This is a genomic window from Cupriavidus sp. GW821-FHT02F09, from assembly GCF_059421605.1.
The window spans coordinates 24,306-46,507 of record NZ_JBWKVH010000038.1; the positions used below are offsets into that span (position 1 = coordinate 24,306).

Here is a 22,202-nt window from a genome sequence, read left to right on the forward strand (position 1 = left end):
GTGCGCCGCTACTTCCCGTCGCCAACGTTCACCCGCTTCGTGGAGAAGATGCCGCCGATCAGCAGATCCCCATCCTCGAGCAATGCGGTAATGCCGCCCCAGGCGTTCCATTTGCGGCTGTCGTCCGGGAACGGCCAGCGGGCCTTGATGGCGCCGGTATCCCAGTCAAGGCCTACGTACTCGTAGTTGCCGTTTTCCTTGTTGGCGAGGTAGATCATGTTGCTCTTGGCGGAAATGACAGGGACCATCACATCCGTGTTGTCGATCTCCTTGTTCACCCAGGCCTTCTCGAATGACTTCGTCCGAGTGTTCCAGTTGAACTTGACCACCCCACGCGGGGCGGGCCGGGTCAGGCCGGGCGTTATCGCGTTGCCCCATATATCGGGCGCGGGCTTCGGGTAGGAGTTATTCAGCAGGGCGACGCCATAGCCCAGCACCTCCGGTGACGGCTCGACCGTGGCCTTGGATATCTCCAGCGGAATCTGATCAGCGATGCGTGCGGACTTGGTGCCCGGCTTCTGCTTGAATCCGGGCGGAATCCGGTCGCGCCAGAAGGCCACGAGGTTGGCTCCCTTTTCATCACCGTCGGCAATCACAACCAGCTTGTCTGGGTCGTTGCCGAAGCCCATCAGCGTCGGCGTGGTGCCGGATCCGCCAGAAGTCGTCAGAGCGCCGGCAGCGATGGCCTGCGCCCTGCTCATGGTGTTGTAGTCGGACTGCCAGCCACCATCGGCTTCATCATAGGACAACTTGTTGCCGGTCCAGACGATCTTGAGCATGCGCTTGGAGGTGACCACATAGATGCCGCTATTCTCGTCAATGCAGATGCTGTTTTCGATCGCCTCGCCCGGCAGCAGCAGCGTGCTCTTGAGATTGAGGTCGCGGTCCAGCAGGAGCACTGCGCCATGCGCCGCGGCAACGACATCGCCGGCGTAGGTCATGCCCATGCCGATGATGGCAGATTTGCGCATGTCCTCAGGCAATGCCTCCGAGAAGTCCCGGAATTTGACGACGCGCAGTGGCTTCTTCGGATCATTGTCGTCGGTGGACTTGAGGATCTTCAGGCCACCAAAGGCCGCATAGTGAACGCCATCCTTGTCAATCATGTTGTAGGCGCCGTTGGCCAGCGACTGGCGCTTGAAGCCCAGTTCCTCCATCTTCCCCGACAGTGCCAGCAGCTTGGCGTCATCATTCGCGCGCCGAGCGGCATCGACTTCCTCCAGTGCCGCCCGGATCTTCTCGCGATTGGCATTCGTGGCCAGTTTCTCCATTCCAGGGTAGGGCAGGAGTGAGACCAGGTCATAGGCCTCACCAGTCGCGTCGATCTTGCTGATGCCCTCGACGCCGGCAGCGAAGATGATCGTCTTGTCGCCGATCTTCTTCACTGTGGGATTCGAGGTAAAGACGGTTGGAACGGACTTCACATCGTCTGTCGACAGCCTGCGGCCCTTGGTTGGGCCGGCATGCGGGACGGAATCGGTCGCGGCCGGATTGTCGTGCGAAATGGGATAGACGCTGTCGGTCAGCCACGGGTTGCGGCCCGGGAAGGTGGCGTTCTCTTGCTGGGCGGCTTGCGCGCACGTCAGGCTTGCTGTGGCAAGCGCAACCGCGGTCGACGCGAAGAGCAATGCTCTCATTGGGTAACTCCGTGGATAAGTATGGCTGTGATTGTGAGGTGAGGCTGACGAATTGAGGTTGTTCGGCGGAGCCATTCAATCGGCGGAATGCACGATGCGCTCACGCGGGCGTGCCGCCCGGCGGCTTGCTGTGGCCAACAACGCCAATGTGAAGGTGGCGGGGACATCTGGGCGCAGCATCTTGCCGGCATTGCGGCACGGATCTGACCAGGCCCGTCGGCATGGAACGTACACTATGGGACGCTGCGGTGATTCAGGAGGGCAACCGCGGCAACCCCAATGCTCTGCCGGCAGGTGTCGTCGCAAGACGCCTGCATGATAGCCGCGCCATTGGTTTCTTCGCCGGCCAGGTGTGCGTCGCGTCTGATCGCGCTCTCCGGATCAAAACCGAACCGGGCAGACGGCAGGCCCTCAGCAAACGCAAGACCCAGGGCCACGGCCGCACCGGCCCCAAACAGACTACCCGCCCGCAACCATGCTCTCATCGCTGTCTCCTCTTGCTACCGCCCACCATGGGCAGGTGCCGACTCCTGTTGTACCGTTAGGGCCGGTCTCTTGATCGAAGCATATTTGCGGGATCTGGAGTCAACATCGTCCAATCGGACTATGCACATATGTGCGTCATGGGTAGCTTTAAGGGGGATCTGCAAAGCCGTTCAGCCAACCGCGGCTCGGAAGTGTTTTTGTGGCAGCAAGAGGAGGGTTAGCCCGGATTGCGTATAGATCCCGCGGGGGTAAACGTTCCAGCTTCCCTCTGGTCGTTAAGCTCTGGGCAACGTCGGACTTCACGGTTTCCAGCCCGTCTCAATCTACTGATGGGCGGGGATTGCCTCCGCCGATTTTCTCTGCCGCGATCTGATTCGCGGCGATGTAGCCAAAGGTCATCGCCGGCCCGATAGTCGAACCTGGTCCGGGATAGGTTTTTCCCATGACCGCGGCCGAGGTATTGCCGATCGCATAGCATCCTTCGATTACGCTGCCATCGGGACGGAGGACGCGGGCGCAGGCGTCAGTGCTCAATCCGCCCTTGGTGCCGATCTCGCCGGGATCGATCCGCAGCGCGTAGAAAGGGGCGCGGTCGATCGGGCCCAGGCACGGGTTCGGCTTGGAGGAGATGTCGCCATAGTAGCGGTCGAAGATATTGCTTCCCTTGCCGAATTCGAGGTCGGTACCATCCGACGCATAGGCGTTCATTTGCGCGACAGTCGTGGCAAGGCCGCGTGGATCGACGCCGATTTTTGTGGCCAGTTCGGCCAGCGTTCCGGCGCGATAGATGACATGGTCCAGCCAGCCATGCGGAATCCGGGAGTCAGGCTGTATGCTGCCGGGAAGCAGCACGCCGCAGGGATAGCGTTTTCTATACTCCGCGTCGAACACGAGCCATGCCGGCACATTCGCATTTGTTTGCGCATGGTCGGCATACATGGCGTGGATGATGTCCGGGTACGGCGCGGCTTCGTTGACGAAGCGTCGACCGAGCCGATTGACCAGCACGCATCGCGGCAATGCACGCTCCACGAAAAGCCCGCGTTGTTTTTCCTCCCCGGGGACCCGTACTGTCGGCACACCCCATGTGTATCCCATCAGCGAAACGTTCGCGCCGAGCTTGAGACCGGCCCGAATTCCATCTCCGGTATTGATGGGCGGGGCGGCTGTCCATTCGGCTTGCGTGGGCTTGGGCAGGTATTGGTCGCGCATTTCCTGGCTGGATTCAAAGCCTCCACAGGCGAGCACCACCGCGCATCGCGCGCGAACGTTGTACTCGCGTCCCTGCCGCTCCACCGCTACGCCGCTCACGCGGGCATCGTGCGCATGGAGCGTGCGCATCGGGGTGTTGAGCCACAGTGGTATGGACCGATGTGCGAGTGCCGCACGCAGGCTTGCGACCAAGGCGTTGCCAAGCGTCAGCCGGCGGTCCCTGGGCGTTCGGCAGCGCCAGCGCAAATCCGTTGCGTACCGGAACGCGAGGCGTGCCAACAGGCCGAGCCAGCCGGACTCCTTCGCTACGATGGTGTGGGCTTCGATCTGCGTCAGCGCTATGCGCCCGCCGACCAGGGTGGCGGGCGATGGGGCGCGGAGTTCGTCAAATGCGTCGCCGAGCCGGCGCGCGTCGAATGCCGCTGGCTCCATGGTGCGGTAGCCCGGCTTTCCTCCCGTGCGGTCCGGATAGTAGTCGGGATAACGGGGCACCGCGTGGAAATGCGTCTGCGCCTGCGTGGCGAGATAGTGGACCATCTCCGGCCCGTTTTTGAGATAGGCATTGATTCTGCTCAGATCGAAATCTTCCCCTATGACATCCCGGAGATACGCCACCGCTTCCTCATAGGAGTCGTTGCCGCCGAGAGATTGGATCTGATCATTGCAAGGGATCCAGATTCCGCCGCCGGAAATAGCCGTCGTGCCCCCATAGTGCGGGCTTTTCTCGATGAGGAGCACGGTCAGACCGAGATCGTGTGCGCGCAGCGCGGCCGTCATCGCGCCTGCCCCGGAACCGGCGACCACCACGTCGTACGTTGTATCCCAATTCACGGCCGGATTGCTGTTGTTCATTGGCTTGCCTTCAACGTTAAGTGTTTTCCAGGTGACCTGTACCAGTCAGTGGTTAGGCGGGCCGAAGTACGCCGGTTCAGAGGTCAACAAGTTGCCCGTTTCCGAGCGCGGCAAAGCGCATCGGGTGCGGCCACTATGGCACATAAATACAGAAATGAGTCAAAACAATGGCACAAAAAATATTCTTTGTGCAATACTGGGTGAAGGCGCTACGGCAATGCCGGGATCACACTGCGATCAAGAGCGCATCACTCCGCAAGAGGCAAGGTTCCGAATGAATAGACAACTTCGCTGGGGAGACGCCAGCCGAATAGACAGTCCCGAGCAAGGGCGCGTCCTGATTCTGAGGTCCACGCTCGACTGCATGGCCGAGATGGGTATCGAGGGTTTCACCGTGGATGATGTGGCCAAGCGCGCCAACATTTCACGCAGAACCCTTTACCGCTACTACAGCACCCGGAATGATCTGATCCAAGCCGCGATTGACGCGGAAAACGGCGTCTTTTTCGAGGAGATGCAGCGTAGCTTGTCGGGCTACGAGGGGGATTTCGAGGGGTATCTCGAAGAGTGCGTGTGTTTTGCCGTGAAGTACCGGCAACGCCTCGCCGGGCTTCGTCAGGACTACCTGGCCAGAAGCGTTACGGCGGAGGTGTTTCCCTACATCCTCGAGAACATCAAGCCCATGTGGCACAAGGTGCTGGCTGACCGCTACCGCGATTACGTAGAGAAGTCAGGCGCGACGCCAGCCTCGCTGGACGACATCATTGCGCTGGCTAGCCGCATCGGGCTTGCCTATAGCCTGGTTCCTGCGGACGAGGGTGCGATTCGCCGGCAGATGCGGATTCTCCGCGGCGTCCGGCCTGGTAGGACTGCGTGACTTTGTGCGGCATTCCGCCCGCATGACAGATTCACATGTGAACGAAAGACGCTTCCCCCCTCTGCCCGCTTGTCGGTGCGCAACTGGCGCCGATCGGATGACCGATGCGGAGCGATAAACGGCACGCCTTGCGCTCCCGTGGCGCTGGTGCTGGTATGTCTATCAAGACGCAATTACAGGAGCCAGTCAATGAGTCGCACATCGTATCGCCACCTGTTGGCGCCTGGCCGAATCGGCACGATGACACTACGCAACCGCATCGTCGTCACCGCGATGGGTGCGAGCCTTGCGGAGCCAGATGGCCAATGCGGTGAGCGCATCGTGCGCTATCACGAATCGCAGGCCAAAGGGGGGGCGGGGCTGATCATCACCGGCGTCGCCGGCGTGGCTTGGCCGACCGGTGCCAATCAGGTGAACCAGATCGCCATTTCGGACGATCGCTTTCTTCCCGGCCTGACCGCTCTGACCGAAGCCGTCCACGCGCACGGCGCAAAGATCGCCGCGCAGTTGCACCATGGCGGGTTGATCGGCGTGGAGGATATGCTTGCGGGGCGGCCGGTGTGGGCGCCCTCCCTGCCTGAACCTCCCACTGGCGATTTCACCGAGGCGTTCTTGCTCGAAGAGTTGGCCGAGGCGCCGTTCGGCCGCATCACCAGTGTGACGATTCAGGTCATGACGAAGGCCGACATCGACACGCTGATCGCGCAATTTGCCGCGGCCGCGATCCGGGCGCGGCGGGCCGGCTTTGACGGCGTCGAGATCCATGGCGGGCATGGCTATCTCCTGTCGTCGTTCATCTCGCCCACGACGAACCGGCGTACCGATGAATATGGAGGCCCGCTGGAAAATCGCGTCCGTCTCCTGGTCGAGGTGATTCGGGCCGTGCGTACGGCGGTTGGTCCCGATTTTCCTGTGTGGTGCAAACTCGACTCGCGCGAGGAAGGCATTCCAGGCGGCATCACGATTGACGAGGCGGTGCGCACCGCGCGGATCGTCGAGGAGGAGGGGGCCAACGCGATCACCGTGAGCGCCTATCATGACGCGGGCAAGCCAAAGCTGCATTCGGCGTCGCATACCCCGCATGAGCCCGGGCTCAATCTTCCGTTTGCGGCGCGGATCAAGGCCGCGGTCAGCATTCCGGTCATCGCATCGGGCCGGATCGAGCCCGCGCTGGGCGACGAAAGGATTGCCGATGGCTCGATCGATTTCGTCTCCATGGGGAGAAAGTTGCTAGCAGACCCGCATCTGCCGCAAAAGCTTGCCGAAGGGCGGCCCGATGACGTACTCCCCTGCATTTACTGCTACACGTGCATTAGCGCGATCTACGTTGGCAAGCCGCTGCGCTGCGCGGTCAACCCCGAAATCGGTTTCGAGTATTTGCATCGTCAATCGCCGAAGGGTGGCAAGCGGGTCGTGGTTATCGGCGCAGGCCCTGGTGGCATGGAATCGGCGCGGCGGCTACGGTTGGACGGGCATCAAGTGACGCTGCTGGAGCAGGCCAACCAGCTGGGCGGCACGTTGCGCATTGCCGCGCTCGCCTATGAGGCCAACGAGCCACTGCTCGACTGGCTCCGGCACCAGGTTGAATCGTCACGAATCGACGTGCGCCTGCGCACACAAGCGACGCCTGAGCTGCTGCGCACGCTATCCCCGGACGTCGTTGTCGTTGCAACCGGTGCGGTGCGCGGATTGCCGCCGATACCAGGAAACGACCTGCCGCACGTCATGAGCGGGGACGACATGCGCCGCCTGATGCTTGGTGAAGGCTCACAGGAACTGGCGCGCAAGGTCGGGTGGGCGACACGCATGGCATCAAGGATCGGTGCGGCGAGCGGCCTGACCTCGAATCTCGATTTCGTTCGCCAGGCGACCCGGCAATGGATGCCGTTGGGCAAGCACGTCGTGATCATCGGTGGCGAACTGGTCGGTCTCGAACTGGCCGAGTTCCTGTCCGAGCGCGGACGATTGGTGACAGTCGTCGATGAGGCGCCGCGGTTCGGCGCGGGACTGACGATAGTCCGCCGGATGCGGCTGCTTGCGGAGCTTAAGGAGCACGGCCTTGGTCTCTTTCCGGGTGCCTCGGACATCCGGATCGAACCTGACAGGGTTTGCTTCACCGATCAGGCAGGCAATGCGCAGGCGGTCGATGCGAATACTGTCATCGTGGCTAAAGGTGCGGCAGGTGACTTGACGCTTGCCAGGCAGTTGGAGAGCGAAGGCTTCAAGGTCCATGAAGTCGGCGATTGCACCGGCATCGGCTATATCGAAGGTGCTATGCGCGGTGCGGCGAGAGCGGCGAAGGAAATCTCGCAAATATGACTCCCGGCTTTAGAGCGGTGCCCCGGCTGGGTGTTGCGGGATTCCCCTTAGTCTGCCCAGACGAAGCGGCTCGCCGGGCCGGTGACTAGTATCAAGCAAGAGGCCAAAAAGCGCTCGGGAGACAGCGTTGATTTCGCCTTTTTCTTTTTTCCTCTTTTTCACTCACGAAACCGAATACCATGACAACTACCATCATCACTGGCTCGGCCTCCGGCATGGGCGCGGCCGTACGCCGGCGCCTGCTGGCGGACGGAGACAGGGTCATCGGCATCGACCTGCGCGATGCCGAGATCCAAGCCGACCTCTCCACCCGGCACGGACGCGAGGCCGCTATCGATGGCGCGCTGTCGCAGTCCGGCGGCAGGATCGACAGGCTGATCTGTTGCGCTGGTCTGGGCCCGCATGTCGATCCTGCGACGCTGGTCGCCTCGGTCAACTACTTCGGCGTGGTAGCCATGCTGGACGGCTTGTTCGCGGCATTGCGGCAGGGCAAGGCGCCGTGCGCCGTGGTGGTGTCGTCCAATTCGGCCACGCTGCAGTCCTGGGCAGGCAGCCCGCTGCGCGACGCCTACCTGGCGGGCGATGAGGACGGCGTGCACGCCCTGGTGCGCGCGGCGCAGGAGGCGGGTGGTGAGCAGGCCGCCCAGGCGGGCTATCTGGCGTATGCGAGCGCGAAGAACGCCGTCGCGGCAGCGGCACGGCAACGCGCCGCCAGCTGGGGGCGGGCCGGGGTGCGCCTGAATGTGATTGCGCCTGGCGCGGTGGAAACACCTATGCTGCAGGCTGGCCTGCGGGATCCGCGCTATGGCGATGCCATCCGCGACTTTCTGCCTCCCCTTGGGCGGCGCGCGCAGCCCGATGAGGTGGCCGCGCTGATCGCGTTCCTGTGCCGACCCGAGGCGGCATATCTACACGGCAATGTCGTGTTCATCGACGGTGGCGTCGACGCAGTGCAAAGGCCGCTGGAGTTCTGATCCGCACGGTCCCGCCGGGCCGGCATCCAAATTGGGGGGGGCGGCCCGGCCGGTTGTCGGAAAAGTCAGTCGAGGTCGAGTTAGCGGGTGGCACAGCTTATCCCCGCCTTGCTTTTCGCTGTAGCGCTGGATGATAGCGTGCAAGTAGGGCCCGCTGCGCCCGCATTCGCAAGGGGCATCCCAGCCGCTCAAGGTAACTTCGTCGCCGGTGATCAAGTCACCCCAGTAAGAATCCGGCGACAGATCAATGTGGCTATCTCTAGCGCTCCATCTCGACAAAAAGCGGAGCGCCTTCCTTTGGTGCCGGGCGTATTTAGGCAAACCGGCCTCCGTCCGTGATCACATCGACAGCATTAGCCGTGCCTCGTCGTTCAGGTCCGCGACGCGACGAACGCCTGGTCACTATGGCGATGCCAATCTGCCTACGAACACTATCCGTTGGGATAGTTCGCGGCAATCAGACTCGTGCGAAGAATCGTAAATTGCGCATACATGTCGTGCACCAGGTAGAGATCGCGGCGCCGAGTCCAGGCCTGCCCTGACTGTGGGTCATAATTCAACGGCAGGGCGACTTCCTGCGCCGCGTAAGCGTCCATGCCGCGCGCTTTGGACGTCTGTATGCATCGCTTCGCATGATCCCGGTGACCAACGACGGCCACTTTACCCATTGCTGTCGCTGTACCCTCAAGCGCGACAATCGCGGCTGCCACGCCATCGGTACTCAGGTAGGTAATAGAGCCATCCGCCGCGATAACGGGCTCGACCGAATGGAGGTCAGGCAGTTGGTATTTTGATGTCAGAAACCGTGCAATTTCCCATTGCGCGTATACCTTAACCGGCTTCATCTGGTAGATCTTGTACACCGCATCTGCGAGTGACTCATTGATAGGGCCAGGATCAGGCAGTGCGGCTTGGTTGGCGCCATTACTGGAGGTGTTTCCACTGGCAGCGTTGGGCCTGTTTCCAAAGCTGTAGGCAACAATTCGATCGACCTGTGCCGCCGGAATTGTTGGTAGATCCCAGGTGAAGCCGATGTCCATCAGGTAAGGCTGAATGACATTGGCGATCGACGCATCGGTCAGTTCCGTCGTCAGCTTTCCAATCATCTGCCTCTTGAGTTCAGTGTCGGACATTGTCGGAACATCTGTGACAGCGGCGTCACTGCCACCACAAGCACTCAGAGCTGTTGTCAGCAGCGGGAGCGTTACTGCGGTCGAAGTGGAAAGAAGAAATTTGCGGCGTGTAGACAAGAGAACCTCTAATTGGGGAGCGGGAGACTAGTTTTTTACCGCACCACCATTACAGGTTGATGTACCAATAGGTTGTGTGGGGAAAGAGCAGGTGTACCACATCATTCAACCGTTCGATCTTCTCTATGCCTTGCTCGTCCGCCAGCCACAATCCACTTACACATCCGACGTACCGGCTCGATGCCGTCCTGTGGCATTGCCGTATCCTCGAAGAGTGCCGCAGCGCCGAGCGAGGGCTGCTCGACCGGGTGAGAACATCTGCGGTATTGCCTCACGGAAATACCGCAGAATGGATTCGGAAATCCCCGATGTTTGGCAGGAGAAATGATAATCGGCCTGTAGGTGAGGTTTTTCCGAAAGGATCAATTACTTTCCCAATAGTGCCAGGAAGCCCACGATATCGTCGAAGGTCAAGGCATAGAGGTCTGCCATCTATTGCTGGCGGGCCTCGCCTTACCCATGACGGGGTCGGCGAGACCCGGGTGGAGGGGGCTCAGCGCAGGAGGATATCCACTCGTTCGATGGCGCCGTTAAACGGATAACCGACGGTGTAACGTCCGGCTGGCGAGCCGGTATCCATGCCAACGTCAAAGGTCTCGTCAGGAGAGAAGAAGCCTGGCGTGGTGACCGGCAGATGGCCACTGCCTACCGCCGTGCCGTTCACCAGAAGCGTGCCGGTGCCGCCCTTGGCATAACCTGTTCCCTCGTAAGCGAAGTCGAACTGCACCACGTTCCTCCCCGGTTGCAGCGGCTTGCTACCCGTAATCTCCATGCGCGCCACATCGAACACTTTCTGCACGTAGACGGGCTTGCCCTCATCGTTAAGGTAAAGGGACCAGCCCGCGGTAGTGCCACCCATGGTGGCAATGACACCATGGGCGCCGCCCTTGGGAACATCCACCGTGGCCACGATGCTGTACGAGCGGTTCTTGATCGCTGGCGCTTCAGCTTCAGGGATGCCCACCGCTCCCGCGAAGTAGCTGAACTCCGTGCGCTTACCAGTCAAGTTGGGCAGAGGCGTGCGGGAGCAGGCCGTGTCCTGCAACGGTAGTACTTGATTCTTTGCTGCCTCTGCCAGAAACAACGCCTGCATCTCCTTGAGTTTCTCCGGCAATCTGGCCGCCAGATCGGTGGACTGGCTGAAGTCCTCGTTCAGGTTGAAGAGACTCCAGGTGTCGTCGGCGAGCCGTTTGCCCTGGCATGTGCTCGCCCACGGGTCTCGGTCCTTGTGCCGGGCCGAAGCCAACCAGCCATCGTGATAGATCGAGCGGTTGCCGAATACTTCGAAGTACTGCGTAGTGTGCTTCTCCGGCGCATTTTTATCGGCGAAGCTATAGAGCAGGCTCGTGCCGTCCATTGGACGTTGCTTGACGCCATTGACATCTGCCGGGGCCTTCAGTCCCGCCGCCTCAAGAATGGTTGGCGCCAGATCGTTCACATGAGAGAACTGGCTGCGCAGACCACCATGATCCCGGATTCGTGCAGGCCAGGAAACCACCATACCGTTACGAATTCCGCCCAGGTGCGAAGCAACCGTCTTGGCCCATGGCAGGGGAGAACTCATGGCCCAAGCCCAACCGGCTGGATACTGCACATAGCTGTCCGGGCCGCCCAGGCTGTCGAGGCGCTTCACCAGATCGGCAGCCGGTGTCTCAGGCATGCCTTGCAATCTACCCATGTAGCTATCCCCGCCGTGGATGCCGCCTTCAAGGCTTCCCCCGTTGTCCCCCATCACGTAGATAAACAGCGTGTTGTCAAACTGGCCGCTCTCCTTCAATGATTGCACCAGGCGGCCAATCTGTGCATCGGTATGTGCGAGGTACCCTGCGTAGACTTCCATTAACCGTGCGGCGACCCGCTTCTGGTCTGTGCTGAGGCTTTCCCAGGCGGGGAGTTCATCCGGCCGCGGAGTCAGCTTTGTATCCTGCGGTACGACGCCAAGGGACTTTTGCCGGGCCAGAATCTCCAGCCGCATATCGTCCCAGCCCTTGTCAAACTTGCCACGGTATTTCTCGATCCATGCCCTGGGTGCCTGGAGCGGAGCATGGGTGCCACCTGGGGCGAAGTAGACGAAGAACGGCTTGTCGGGTGCGATCGAGTGTTGCGCATGCATCCAGTTGATGGCGCGTGTCGACAAGTCTTCGTTCAGGGTGTAGTCCTTCGAGGCTGTCCTTAGGACTGGCGTGGTGCCATCGTATAGCGAAGGATTGAACTGATCGGTTTCGGCGCCGATAAATCCATAGAATTTTTCGAATCCCTGGCCGGTCGGCCAACGGTCAAAGGGACCGACCTGTGATGCTTCCCAATCGGGTGTCAAATGCCATTTGCCAAAGGCCGCAGTGCTGTAGCCCTGTTGACGCAACAGTTCGGCGATGGTTGCGGAGTCCTTTTGCAGAACCCCACGATAACCCGGATAACTGCTTGGCGAGTTCAGCACTGCGCCGACACCGGCTGCGTGGGGATTGCGGCCTGTGAGTAGCGAGGCGCGTGTCGGCGAGCACACCGCAGTGGTATGAAATCGGTTATAGCTCAAGCCCTCACGGGCCAGGCCATCCATCGCCGGCGTCTTGGCCGGTCCGCCAAAGGTGGAGGCCGCACCGAAGCCTACGTCGTCAAGCAAGACCACTACCACATTTGGCGCACCGGCCGGCGCGTGCAGCAACGGCACGACTGGCGGGGTATCGCCAGGCTGCACCTCGTTGCTGGCAGCCCAGCCAAAACCGGTCGCGGCACAACTTAGGGCCAGGCACAACGCCGTGGCCAAACGCTTGCGTAGTCTGTTCATGATGATTTCCCGCGTCTCCTGTTTTTTTCGTTCTCGTCGATGCCTATTGCGCTTTCGCATGGGCGTGTGCCAAAATTTCTGAGCATTCGATTGAATCAAATGTTCGAATGGAATTTAGCAAGCGCCGTGGACCGTCGTCAAGACAAAATTTCGCCGGCTACGGTCGCCGATTGCACGCTGCTTGGCGCCTTTGACTCAAAAGTCTCTGTTGCCAGACTCATTCGATCACTCAAACCATCTTGACAGGAGACCCCCAATGGAATCGTTACTCGCGTCACCCAACACAGCCGTGATCGTCACCGGTGGAGCGTCAGGGCTTGGGCTTGCCTCGGCCCGCGCATTAGCCGCCGTAGGCCGCGACGTCGCGCTGTGGGACATTCAGGCAGAAAAGGCACAGAACCGAGCGTCGGAGATTGCCAAGGAATTTGGCGTTGCGGCGGTTGGTGTTGGCGTCGACCTGTGCGATCCCAGCGCGCTGCGGGTTGCGCTGAACGCAACCCGCGCGGTATTGCCCCGGATCGGTGGCTTGCTGCACGCGGCGGGCACGGTCGATACCGGGTCGCTCGAAGGCATCACTCCGGAAAAATGGGATGCTGGCATCCATGTTCACCTCCGCGCATTTGCACTGCTGGTGCAGGCGTTGTTGCCGGATCTGCGTGCCAATCCGGGGTCTGCGGTGGTCGGCATCGCGTCAATCAATGCCACCTTGGGCAATCACATCAACCCCATCTACAGTGCGGCGAAAGGCGGCATGTTGTCACTGATCCGGTCGCTGGCGGACGGCCTTGGGCGCGATAACATCCGCATCAACGCGATTTCCCCGGGCCAGATCTTGACGCCAATGCTCCAACCCGCCGTGGACAGTTTGCCGGCAGGAACCTTCGAGCGCCGCATTCTCCTCAGCCGACTGGGACAGCCGGAGGAGATCGGCCGCGTTGCGCGCTTCCTATTGTCGGACGAGGCGAGCTACATCACTGCGGCGGAGATCGTGGTGGATGGCGGCAACATCTCATCGCAGCGTATGTGAGTCGGCAGTAGTGCTGAACGTATAATCGGGCGCCACATTCATTGAGTCGTGCCCTGCCGCGCTGTTTCGCTGGGGGTATTGGCGTCATTGGCCAATCGCCCCCAGCGGGGCAGGCGGCATCCCGTACTACTTGTAATCGATGACATCTCCTACTGTAAAAGGCGAGGCCCGGGAACGCATTCTGCTGGCGGCCGAAGAGCTGATGGCCAGGTATGGCGTGGACGGCGTGTCGGCCCGCAGCATCAACGCAGCGGCTGGCGTTAGCGCCGGTATTCTCCACTATCACTTCGGCGGGCTGGATAAGGTGGTGGACGCGCTGCTGGAACGCCATATGATGCCGTTGATGGCACAACGCCGTGAAATGTACGCTTCACTTCAGGCGCAACCGCAGGTCACGCTGCGCGGCGTTGTGGAAATACTTGTTATCCCGCTTGCCAGGAAAATCATTGAAGAGGGCAGTGCGGGTGCACGCTATGTTCAGTTTTTGGCGCGCCTCCATACGGACCGCAACCCGAAGATCGCCGAGATATTCGAGCAGTCGTTTGGGGGCAACGCCGCCGCCTTGGTTGCAATGCTCCAGCGCATCCTGCCCGAAATCCCTATGGAAGTGCTCAGGTCGCGCCTGATTGTCTGTTCCCATGCGATGCTCCATAGTCTCGCCGAAATATCCGCTCGTCCCCAAGCGCCGATATCTCCAGGCAAGCCGCCGCGGGATCAGCTTCTGTGGAACCACGTGGAGATTCTGATCGAGTTTCTTTGTGGCGGGCTTGCGGCGCCAACCAGCTTGCACAGTTAAGGCGGCACATCGGGTTTTGTCCGACATGGCAGGCAACGGTGGCGGCGATCGAATACGGTAGTACCGTACGCGCGTGTGCCGCCACCAGGGGTGAGCGCTTCAGGCTAGTCAGCCTAATCGCAGGCCACGTGTTTGAGGGCCAGGATTGACGGTTGCGGCGGGCTGGCCAGTCGCAGCCTGCTGCATTTGGCCGGCGCTGTTCTACGGCACAGCGTCCGGCCGGTTACGGGAGCCGTTACCAGATTGTCTTGACGTGCGGGTAGGCGCGGATCTTCTCGTCCTTCGTCACCAGCGGCACGGAGAACTTGCGCGCGGTGGCCACGATCATGCGGTCGGCGGGATCCTTGTGGAATACGCCCGGAAGTTCTACCGATTTGATGGCGATCTCGGTATCCACAGGTACTACGCGTACGGCTTCAATTTGCCCCACGGTGGCGAACCAGCTGGTCGCATCCATTGATAGAACAAGGCGCTCGCGTGCCACCAGTGCTGCGATTTCCCATGCGGAAATCGATGAGACGAGTATCTGGCCGCCGTCCAGTTCCTTCTCGATGCTCGCCTTCGCCTTCCTGCTCAGCAGCGGATCGCGACTCACCCACCAGACTAGCGTGTGCGTGTCCAGGACGATCACTGCGCCGCTTCCCAATCATCGGCGTCCACCGGCTCGGTCGGTGCGTTGTAGCGCACCACGGAATCGCGCAGGATTGCCAACGGGCTACGCGAAGTACTCCGATATGGCCGGACCTCGAGAACCGGCTTGCCGTGATTGGTCACCACCAGCGGTTCGCCCGAGTCCTCAACCTGGCGGAAGTACTCCAGCGCATGTGCCTTGAAGTCCGATTTCGAGACTTGCTTCTCCATCTCTGCTCCTGGTCATATGTCTATAGTCACATATTCTAAGCCAAGATGACCGGCAGACTTGAGCCTTCTTTCGACGGCGGGTGATGAAACAGGCATCTGCCCTGGCCACGGTAGGTGGCGAGGGCAAGTGCGGGTGCCGCCGCGTCCCGTCAAGCCAGCAACCCACGCTCCCGCGCCAGCGTCATGGCGGTGTCCTCGATCATGTCTTCCTGCCCGCCCACCAGGCGCTGGCGCCCCAGTTCGACCAGGATTTCGCGCGCGGGAATGCCGTACTTGGCCTGGGCGCGCTTGGCGAACAGCAGGAAGGACGAGTACACGCCGGCGTAGCCCAGCGTGAGCGCATCGCGGTCGATGCGGATCGGCTGGTCCATGATGGGCACCACCAGGTCTTCGGCCACGTCGGCGATGCGGAACACGTCCACGCCGGTCTCGATGCCCATGCGCTCGCAGACCGCCACGAAGACTTCCATCGGCGTATTGCCGGCGCCCGCGCCCAGCCCGGCGGCTGCCGCGTCGATGCGGGTGGCGCCACAGGCCACGGCTGCCAGCGAGTTGGCAATTCCCATGGCCAGGTTGTGGTGGCCGTGGAAGCCCAGCTCGGTTTCCGGCTTGAGCGCCTGGCGCACGGCAGTCAGCTTGGCGGTGACGTCGTGCGGCAGCATATGCCCCGCCGAATCGGTGATGTAGAGGCAGTTCGCGCCATAGGACTCCATCAGCAGCGCCTGTTCCACCAGCGTCGCTGCCGGCGCCATGTGCGCCATCATCAGGAAGCCCACGGTGTCCATGCCAAGCTTGCGCGCCATGCCGATATGCTGCTCGGAGACATCGGCCTCGGTGCAGTGGGTGGCTACGCGGATGGTGTGCACGCCCAGTTCATGCGCCATGCGCAGGTGGTCGATGGTGCCGATGCCGGGCAGCAGCAGGGCGGAGACCTTGGCTTGCTTCAGTTCGCCCAGCACGGCTTGCAGGTATTCCTCGTCGCTATGCGCGGGAAAGCCGTAGTTGACCGAGGCACCGCCCAGGCCGTCGCCATGGGTCACCTCGATCAGCGGCACGCCCGCGTCGTCCAGCCCGCGGGCGATCGTTTTCATCTGATCGAGCGAGATCTGGTGGCGCTTCGGGTGCATGCCGTCGCGCAGGGTCATGTCATGCACGGTAATGCGTTGGTTCATATCGGGCTCCTTATGCGGTAGTGGCCATGGCGGGCAACGCGCCGCGCAGCATGGCGGCGCCGATGCGCTCGGCGGTGCGCGCGGCGGCGGCGGTCATGATGTCGAGATTGCCGGCGTACTTGGGCAGGTAGTCGCCCAGGCCCTCGACTTCCATGAAGATGGAGACGCGCTTGCCGTCGAAGACAGGGCCGTTCTTGAGCGTGTAGCCGGGCACGTATTGCCGCACCTCGGCAATCATGTCGTGGACCGAGGCCGTGATGGCGTCCACGTCCGGCTCGTCCTCGGTCAGGCAGTGGATGGTGTCGCGCATGATGAGCGGAGGCTCGGCCGGGTTGATGACGATGATGGCCTTGCCCTGCCGCGCGCCGCCCACCTGCTCGATGGCGCCGGCGGTGGTGCGGGTGAACTCGTCGATGTTCCGGCGCGTGCCGGGCCCGACCGAGCGCGAGGAAACGGTGGCGACGATCTCGCCATAGGCCACCGCCTGCACGCGCGACACCGCATACACCATGGGAATGGTCGCCTGGCCGCCGCAGGTGACCATATTGACGTTCATCGCATTGCTGCCAAGATGTTCGTCGAGGTTGACCGGCGGCACGCAGAATGGGCCGATGGCCGCCGGGGTCAGGTCGATCACGCGCACGCCGCGCGCGGTGAGCTGGTCAGAGTGCTCGCGGTGCACGTAGGCCGAGGTCGCATCGAAAGCGATGCGGATGTCGTCGGCGGCCAGGTGCGGCAGCAGGCCATCGAGGCCCTGGTCGGTCGTCTTCAGGCCCAGTTCGCGGGCCCGGGCGAGGCCATCCGAATTCGGGTCGACGCCAACCATCCAGACGGGTTCCAGGATGGTGCTGCGGCGCAGCTTGTAAAGCAGATCAGTGCCAATATTGCCGGGGCCGATCAGGGCGCACTTGATTTTTGCCATGGGGCTCTTTGCTTGGTTTGAGGGTGTGAGGGAGTTCAGGCGAATTCGGTGCTGCACGTGCCGATCCCGTCGATGCGCAGTCGCAGACGGTCGCCGGCAGCGACCGGAATCAGCGCCGCAAGGGAGCCGGAAAGAATGGTCTCGCCGGCAAGCAGTGGAATGCCGAGTTCGCCGAGCGTGTTGGCCAGCCAGGCCACCGCTTCGGCGGGATGGCCGAGGGCGGCGCTGCCCTGGCCTGTAGCGACAACAACGCCGTTCTTTTCAAGCGCCATGGTGCAGGCGGCAAGGTCGAGGCCGGCCGGGCTCACGCGCTCCTCGCCAAGCACGTAGACGCCACAAGAGGCGTTGTCCGCCACGGTGTCCTGAATACGGATGCGCCAGTCGGTGATGCGTGAATCTACGATCTCGAAGCAGGCTGAGACCGCCTCGGTGGCGGCCAGCACATCTGCGCGGGTCACACCGGGGCCGCGCAGGTCTCGTTTGAGGAAGAAGGCAATCTCGCCTTCGGCGCGTGGCTGGATCAGCGTGCTTGCGGGAATGGCCTTGCCGTCTGGATATTCCATGCTGGCCAGCAGCATGCCGAAGTCGGGCTGGTGCACGTCCAGCATCTGCTGCACGGGCAAACTGGTAACGCCGATTTTCTTGCCGCTGACGCGGTCGCCTTGTGCCAGCCGCTGCGCAACGAAATGCTGCTGGATGTGATAGGCATCGCGCACCGTGAGCGGGTGGCCACGTCCGCTCAAGGGGACGACTGGCACGCGGGCTGTCAGGGCTCGATGAAGTTCATCGCCGAATTCGGCGATCAGTTCGGGATCCATGGTCAGGCTCGATGTTAAGGGGGCAATGCGATGAAATTCGCCCCCTGGCCATGGCGGGAAGGGGGCGAATGAAGGCGTGCGGTCAGTGTCCAGCACCTCGCGCCGCGTCGGGCGAAAAGTAGGTCTCGTTGAACTCGGGGCTGTTGTTGAGCACCGGCATAGGCCCCTCGTTGGTCAGGCGGTCGGCGAGATACGCACCCGAGATCAGGTCATGATATGTGGTTGTGGTCGGGTAGAGGTTTCGTGCGTCATAGGCATAGACGGTTGCCGCCAGGTTGGTTCGCCACAACTGGCCGCGCGCATCATAATTGTCTGCAGCGAGGGCGGTCCAGCTGTCCTCGTCCAGGTAAAGCACCCGCTTGGCGTACTGATGCCGGAAGCCCTCCTTGAGGGTGGCTTCCAGGACCCATACGCGATGCATTTCATAGCGCATATAGTCCGGGTTGAGGTGGCCTTTGCCTAAGATGTCCTGGTACTTGGCCGGGCTCATCAGCTTGTAGTTGTTGTACGGCACGTAGATTTCCTTCTTGCCGACAATCTTCCAGTTGTAGCGTTCACCCGAGCCGTTAAACAGGCGGTCGTCGTCGAGCGTGCGGATTCCGCCTGCGCCGGAGGGCTGATCGAAGCCAAATTCCGGGGCCTGCCGTACGCGCCGCGTACCGGGGTTGTATTGCCACGCGCGGCGGGTATCGGAGCCTTCCTTGTCATAGAATTCGTGTCCGACAGACAGCATGCCTCGGTCGCGCAGGGGCAGGTCGGTCGCCGTACGGAAAAAGCCCCTGGTGTCGCTCTTGAGGTCGAAGTTGGCGCCATTTCGCGGCGAAAGGATCGAATAACGGACACGGCCCCAGGCGATGTTGCCGTCGCCGTATACGGCTGCCTGGTCGTAGGTGGCGGATTCGGTATTCATCGACGGGGAGTAGCGCAGGTTCCACATCAGTTCGAGGCCGCTCTTCGGGATCGGGAAGGGGACGATAGGGGGTGCATCCTTCAGTCCGTTACCGTCGGCCGTCATGCGGGTGCCGGGCGCGTAGGTGCGGATGTTCTTGTAGATCGTATCGTCGTAGCGGAAGTCGCGATGGGTCGGATATACCGGCATCCTGAAGGTATCCGGATACTTCTTGAACAGAGCCTTTTCGCCGTCGCTCAAGTGATCGGCGTACTTTGCCATGTTCTGCGCGGTGATCACCACGACCGGCTTTTCGCTGGCGTAAGGATCAGGGTAGCGCTCTCCCCGCTTCCACTGCACTCCGGGCGGTGCGCCCAGCCATTTCCCGCCCCAGGCGGGGATCTGCCCGTCCTTGCTGGCGGCGCGCTCGGCGCCCATCGGGGTCAGGTTTCCATCGAGTTGCTTGAGTTCGTCCGGCGTTACCGCGGCGTACGAGGCTGCCGCCAGCAGCACGCTGCTGGCCAGCAGCGTGCTACGGATCAAAAGATTTCTATGCTGTCGCATCACGGTCTCACTCCTTTAGAGAAATCTGGCGCTTGCGCGTGGTATCGCTGCCAGGTCAAAACGAATATTTCGCATTGAATGCCGCATAGCTGCGGTCGGCCAACGGTCGATTAACAATGTTCGCCGTGCCCAGGAACATCGCGTATGTCAGATTCAGTTCGAGGTTGTTCAAATACTTGAAGGTCACGCCGACGCTCGCGCGGCGGTCACCATACCCGGTCAGCGAACCGAAGGCGCCGGCCACGGCCGCCTTTCCGCTGAATTCATGCGCATACGTAAGCGGCACCGTCATGTCCCAGCCGTTAAAGATATTGAGATAGGCGAGCGACCAGCCAAGCTGCAGGGCCGCCGAGTTCCTGGTGTTGGTGAGCGTGCTGAAGCCATTGACCGGCGTGACGCTAAGCACATGCAGGTAGGCGATTTCGCCCACCAGGCTCTGGGAGCTGGCGAGGAATGTCGGTCCGATGGAGTAAATGGCCGACATCTGGCCCTGGACTGCCTGGCCGCGCGTTGCGGTGGCAGCGCCGTTGACATTCACCAGGATTGGCACGCCGTCTTTGTAGCTGACTTCACCCGCCACGTTGGCGCCGAGAAATTGCGTCGAGAAGCTTGCGCCAGTCAGATTGATGCCGCTGAAAAACTTCTGCTGATACTGCAGCGTCGGGAACAGGGTTGTCACGACATTCGGATTCTTGTCGTGGTAGCGCAATTGGTACAAACCAAACTCGGCGTCGAACGCGCGAAAGCGAGTACCTATGCCCCATTGGCCGGAGTCTGGAGGGTTGATATCCGAACCGCGCGGGATCTGTCTGCCACCCGGGCCGATGATGAATTGGGCACCCGGTCCAACCACGTCAGTGGTGCTGAAGTACGCGCCAGCGGGGTTGAGTTGGTTGGACTTGTAGGTGAACTGGTAATAACCAAGCAGGCTGAAGTTCGGATTCACCTCCCACTGTAATGAAGCTTGCGGCACCGGCAACAGGATATCCTTGACCTCTGCCCCCGGTACAAACGACTTGGTGGCGTCTGCTGGCCCCTGCGCGCCAGCGATGTTGGGGAAGAACAGGCTCTCGCCCCATGCCACGACTTGGTTGCCCAGCTTGACGTTCAAACGAGTGGTGTCGATGTTGAAGGCGCCATAGGCGTAGGCATCCAGCAACTGAGCCCGCTGGCCGTTGTAGTAGCGCGCGGAATCCGTAAACTCGTTGAAAGGGCCGGAGTGGTTGACGGTGGCGGGTGCATTGTTGGAATTGGAGGTGCGATATGCCTGGTCGTAGAACACACTGCCGCGAAAGAACGCACCAAAATCGCCGCGCTGGAGATTGGCCTCGCCAAGCACGGTGGCGCGGTTAGCGATCATGTCGCCGCGCTTGAAGTTGCGGTCGCCATCGTCGCCGTTGATGTTGGACGGCGACAGCAGCGCGCCGCTCTGCCCGCCAGTGCGGACCGCTGCGCCGTAGGTGGCGGTAAAAGAGTAATTCAGCGACGTATCGTTGCCGAGATCGATGGTGTTGCCGGCCCAGGCCGACGGCGTGATCGCCGCGGCGATGGCCGAAACGATGGCGGCTGGCCGTAGCCTGCGTGTGCGATGCGGTGAACTGGTTCTTGAAGTCTGCACTTGTCTCCTCCTATGGTTTTGGTGATGCGCGGTGATGCATTGACTGGCATGTCCCATGGCTTCTTCTTTGATGGGAAGCGTAATGAGCGAGGGAGGGCGCGGAATCGTCAGAACGGACTAGACGGTTTCCCCTAGGACCGCGCGTTCCTGCGCGTGCACGCCGCTAGTCCGAACGGAGGATGAGGCGCGGCGGCACGCGCGATAGCGTCGGGCATCGCCCCGCGCGGTGAGATCGCGGCGCGGGAATCACTGAGGAGGAATGCGATGCACAGTGCAAAGGAATCCATCGTTGCGGTAGTCACGGGCGGCTCGCGTGGCGCGGGAAAGGGCATCGCGCTGGCGCTGGCGCAAGCCGGCGCGACGGTGTATGTCACCGGGCGCACCGAGCGCAACGGCGAGGCGCCGTTGCCCGGCACCATCCACGAGACCGCGCGCGGGATCGATGCGCGCGGCGGCAAGGGCATCGCGGTGGCCTGCGACCATCGCGACGATGCTCAGGTGCGCAGGCTGTTCGAGCAGGTGGGCGACGAATCAGGGCGGCTGGACATCCTGGTGAACAACGCTACCTTCCTGCACGACGAACTGATCGAGCCGGGCGGCTTCTGGGAAAAGCCGCTGGCCCTGGTGGACATCCTCGACGTGGGCCTGCGCTCGGCCTATGTGGCGAGCTGGCATGCAGCGCCCTTGATGGTCGCTGGCGGGCGCGGATTGATGGCGTTCACGTCGTCCTTCGGCGCGAGCTGCTATATGCACGGCCCGGCCTATGGCGCGCAGAAGACCGGTGTGGACAAGTTCGCCAAGGACATGGCGGTCGACCTGCGCCCGTACGGCGTGGCCGCGGTATCAGTCTGGATGGGCCCGCTGCGTACCGAGCGCACCATGCGGGTCTGGGAGCGCGAGCCCGGCAAATATGCCACTTTTGCGCCGAGCGCGGAGAGCCCCGAGTTCACCGGCAAAGTCATACTCGCCTTGCATGGCGACGCCGCCGTCATGGAGAGATCCGGCCAGGTGCTGATCAGCGCCGAGGTCGCGCAGGAGTACGGCATATGCGATATCGACGGCAAGCAGCCCGTTTCCTATCGCTCGGTGCTGGGTGGGCCGGTGCAGGCGCATCCGGCCAAGGTCGAGTAGGCGCGCGCCGGG

17 protein-coding genes are annotated in these 22,202 nt (G+C 61.8%); 6 read left to right on the forward strand and 11 right to left on the reverse strand.

Translation table 11 applies throughout. From position 1 onward, the window contains the following. Nucleotides 1-8: 8 nt before the first annotated feature. Nucleotides 9-1,712, reverse strand: coding sequence for a hypothetical protein (locus AC07XB_RS30005; RefSeq protein ID WP_492831108.1), 1,704 nt, complete (start codon nt 1,710-1,712; stop codon nt 9-11). 729 nt (nt 1,713-2,441) lie between these two features. Continuing rightward, on the reverse strand, nt 2,442-4,187 hold the full coding sequence (locus AC07XB_RS30010) for an FAD-binding protein (protein WP_492831109.1): 1,746 nt from the start codon (nt 4,185-4,187) through the stop codon (nt 2,442-2,444). Nucleotides 4,188-4,461: 274 nt separating this feature from the next. Between AC07XB_RS30010 and AC07XB_RS30015 the strand changes: the two genes are divergently transcribed. The 3 genes from AC07XB_RS30015 (at nt 4,462) to AC07XB_RS30025 (ending at nt 8,357) form a co-directional block, all read left to right on the forward strand. Continuing rightward, nucleotides 4,462-5,064, forward strand: coding sequence for a TetR/AcrR family transcriptional regulator (locus tag AC07XB_RS30015; RefSeq protein ID WP_492374315.1), 603 nt, complete (start codon nt 4,462-4,464; stop codon nt 5,062-5,064). 189 nt (nt 5,065-5,253) lie between these two features. After that, entirely contained in the window at nt 5,254-7,383 is a 2,130-nt protein-coding gene (locus AC07XB_RS30020; RefSeq protein WP_492813900.1) for an oxidoreductase, read from the forward strand. A gap of 179 nt (nt 7,384-7,562) precedes the next feature. Continuing rightward, nucleotides 7,563-8,357 carry an SDR family oxidoreductase gene (locus AC07XB_RS30025; RefSeq protein ID WP_492374317.1) on the forward strand — a complete coding sequence of 265 codons (795 nt, stop codon included), beginning with the start codon at nt 7,563-7,565 and terminating at the stop codon, nt 8,355-8,357. 431 nt (nt 8,358-8,788) lie between these two features. Here the strand turns inward: AC07XB_RS30025 and AC07XB_RS30030 are convergent, their stop codons facing one another. Next, the gene (locus AC07XB_RS30030) at nt 8,789-9,607 is read right to left on the reverse strand and encodes a hypothetical protein (protein ID WP_492831110.1); all 819 of its coding nucleotides are present in this window, start codon (nt 9,605-9,607) and stop codon (nt 8,789-8,791) included. A gap of 493 nt (nt 9,608-10,100) precedes the next feature. Further along, complete coding sequence (locus AC07XB_RS30035) at nt 10,101-12,392, reverse strand: arylsulfatase (protein WP_492831111.1); 2,292 nt, start codon at nt 12,390-12,392, stop codon at nt 10,101-10,103. A gap of 256 nt (nt 12,393-12,648) precedes the next feature. Between AC07XB_RS30035 and AC07XB_RS30040 the strand changes: the two genes are divergently transcribed. Both AC07XB_RS30040 and AC07XB_RS30045 read left to right on the forward strand, forming a co-directional pair. Continuing rightward, on the forward strand, nt 12,649-13,419 hold the full coding sequence (locus tag AC07XB_RS30040; RefSeq protein WP_492374320.1) for an SDR family NAD(P)-dependent oxidoreductase: 771 nt from the start codon (nt 12,649-12,651) through the stop codon (nt 13,417-13,419). 139 nt (nt 13,420-13,558) lie between these two features. Continuing rightward, nucleotides 13,559-14,215, forward strand: a complete 657-nt coding sequence (locus AC07XB_RS30045) for a TetR/AcrR family transcriptional regulator (RefSeq protein WP_492374321.1) — start codon at nt 13,559-13,561, stop codon at nt 14,213-14,215. Nucleotides 14,216-14,450: 235 nt separating this feature from the next. On the opposite strand, the gene AC07XB_RS30050 is transcribed toward AC07XB_RS30045, so the two are convergent. The 7 genes from AC07XB_RS30050 to AC07XB_RS30080 form a co-directional block, all read right to left on the reverse strand. Further along, entirely contained in the window at nt 14,451-14,846 is a 396-nt protein-coding gene (locus AC07XB_RS30050; RefSeq protein ID WP_150992284.1) for a type II toxin-antitoxin system VapC family toxin, read from the reverse strand. Beyond that, the gene (locus AC07XB_RS30055; protein WP_150992282.1) at nt 14,843-15,076 is read right to left on the reverse strand and encodes a type II toxin-antitoxin system Phd/YefM family antitoxin; all 234 of its coding nucleotides are present in this window, start codon (nt 15,074-15,076) and stop codon (nt 14,843-14,845) included. The genes AC07XB_RS30050 and AC07XB_RS30055 overlap by 4 nt, the downstream gene beginning before the upstream one ends. A 149-nt stretch (nt 15,077-15,225) precedes the next feature. After that, nucleotides 15,226-16,248, reverse strand: a complete 1,023-nt coding sequence (gene dmpG, locus AC07XB_RS30060) for a 4-hydroxy-2-oxovalerate aldolase (RefSeq protein ID WP_416052985.1) — start codon at nt 16,246-16,248, stop codon at nt 15,226-15,228. 10 nt (nt 16,249-16,258) lie between these two features. Further along, a complete protein-coding gene (locus tag AC07XB_RS30065; RefSeq protein ID WP_492831112.1) occupies nt 16,259-17,170 on the reverse strand; it encodes an acetaldehyde dehydrogenase (acetylating) in 912 nt (303 codons plus the stop codon). A gap of 35 nt (nt 17,171-17,205) precedes the next feature. Continuing rightward, nucleotides 17,206-17,988: a 2-oxopent-4-enoate hydratase gene (dmpE, locus tag AC07XB_RS30070; RefSeq protein ID WP_492374323.1), complete on the reverse strand. Its 783-nt coding sequence runs from the start codon at nt 17,986-17,988 to the stop codon at nt 17,206-17,208. 82 nt (nt 17,989-18,070) lie between these two features. After that, entirely contained in the window at nt 18,071-19,441 is a 1,371-nt protein-coding gene (locus AC07XB_RS30075) for a DUF1329 domain-containing protein (RefSeq protein WP_492374350.1), read from the reverse strand. 55 nt (nt 19,442-19,496) lie between these two features. Next, a complete protein-coding gene (locus AC07XB_RS30080) occupies nt 19,497-21,059 on the reverse strand; it encodes a DUF1302 domain-containing protein (RefSeq protein ID WP_492374324.1) in 1,563 nt (520 codons plus the stop codon). A gap of 264 nt (nt 21,060-21,323) precedes the next feature. Between AC07XB_RS30080 and AC07XB_RS30085 the strand changes: the two genes are divergently transcribed. Beyond that, nucleotides 21,324-22,190: an SDR family NAD(P)-dependent oxidoreductase gene (locus tag AC07XB_RS30085; protein ID WP_492813886.1), complete on the forward strand. Its 867-nt coding sequence runs from the start codon at nt 21,324-21,326 to the stop codon at nt 22,188-22,190. Nucleotides 22,191-22,202 lie beyond the last annotated feature (12 nt).

What these genes read in the sequence shown, in the direction of transcription:
- AC07XB_RS30005 (WP_492831108.1), bottom strand. Translation starts at nt 1,712, where the DNA reads ATGGCTCCGCCGAACAACCTCAATTCGTCAGCCTCACCTCACAATCAC.
- AC07XB_RS30010 (WP_492831109.1), bottom strand. Translation starts at nt 4,187, where the DNA reads ATGAACAACAGCAATCCGGCCGTGAATTGGGATACAACGTACGACGTG.
- AC07XB_RS30015 (WP_492374315.1), top strand. Translation starts at nt 4,462, where the DNA reads ATGAATAGACAACTTCGCTGGGGAGACGCCAGCCGAATAGACAGTCCC.
- AC07XB_RS30020 (WP_492813900.1), top strand. Translation starts at nt 5,254, where the DNA reads ATGAGTCGCACATCGTATCGCCACCTGTTGGCGCCTGGCCGAATCGGC.
- AC07XB_RS30025 (WP_492374317.1), top strand. Translation starts at nt 7,563, where the DNA reads ATGACAACTACCATCATCACTGGCTCGGCCTCCGGCATGGGCGCGGCC.
- AC07XB_RS30035 (WP_492831111.1), bottom strand. Translation starts at nt 12,392, where the DNA reads ATGAACAGACTACGCAAGCGTTTGGCCACGGCGTTGTGCCTGGCCCTA.
- AC07XB_RS30040 (WP_492374320.1), top strand. Translation starts at nt 12,649, where the DNA reads ATGGAATCGTTACTCGCGTCACCCAACACAGCCGTGATCGTCACCGGT.
- AC07XB_RS30045 (WP_492374321.1), top strand. Translation starts at nt 13,559, where the DNA reads ATGACATCTCCTACTGTAAAAGGCGAGGCCCGGGAACGCATTCTGCTG.
- AC07XB_RS30055 (WP_150992282.1), bottom strand. Translation starts at nt 15,076, where the DNA reads ATGGAGAAGCAAGTCTCGAAATCGGACTTCAAGGCACATGCGCTGGAG.
- dmpG (WP_416052985.1), bottom strand. Translation starts at nt 16,248, where the DNA reads ATGAACCAACGCATTACCGTGCATGACATGACCCTGCGCGACGGCATG.
- AC07XB_RS30065 (WP_492831112.1), bottom strand. Translation starts at nt 17,170, where the DNA reads ATGGCAAAAATCAAGTGCGCCCTGATCGGCCCCGGCAATATTGGCACT.
- dmpE (WP_492374323.1), bottom strand. Translation starts at nt 17,988, where the DNA reads ATGGATCCCGAACTGATCGCCGAATTCGGCGATGAACTTCATCGAGCC.
- AC07XB_RS30075 (WP_492374350.1), bottom strand. Translation starts at nt 19,441, where the DNA reads ATGCGACAGCATAGAAATCTTTTGATCCGTAGCACGCTGCTGGCCAGC.
- AC07XB_RS30085 (WP_492813886.1), top strand. Translation starts at nt 21,324, where the DNA reads ATGCACAGTGCAAAGGAATCCATCGTTGCGGTAGTCACGGGCGGCTCG.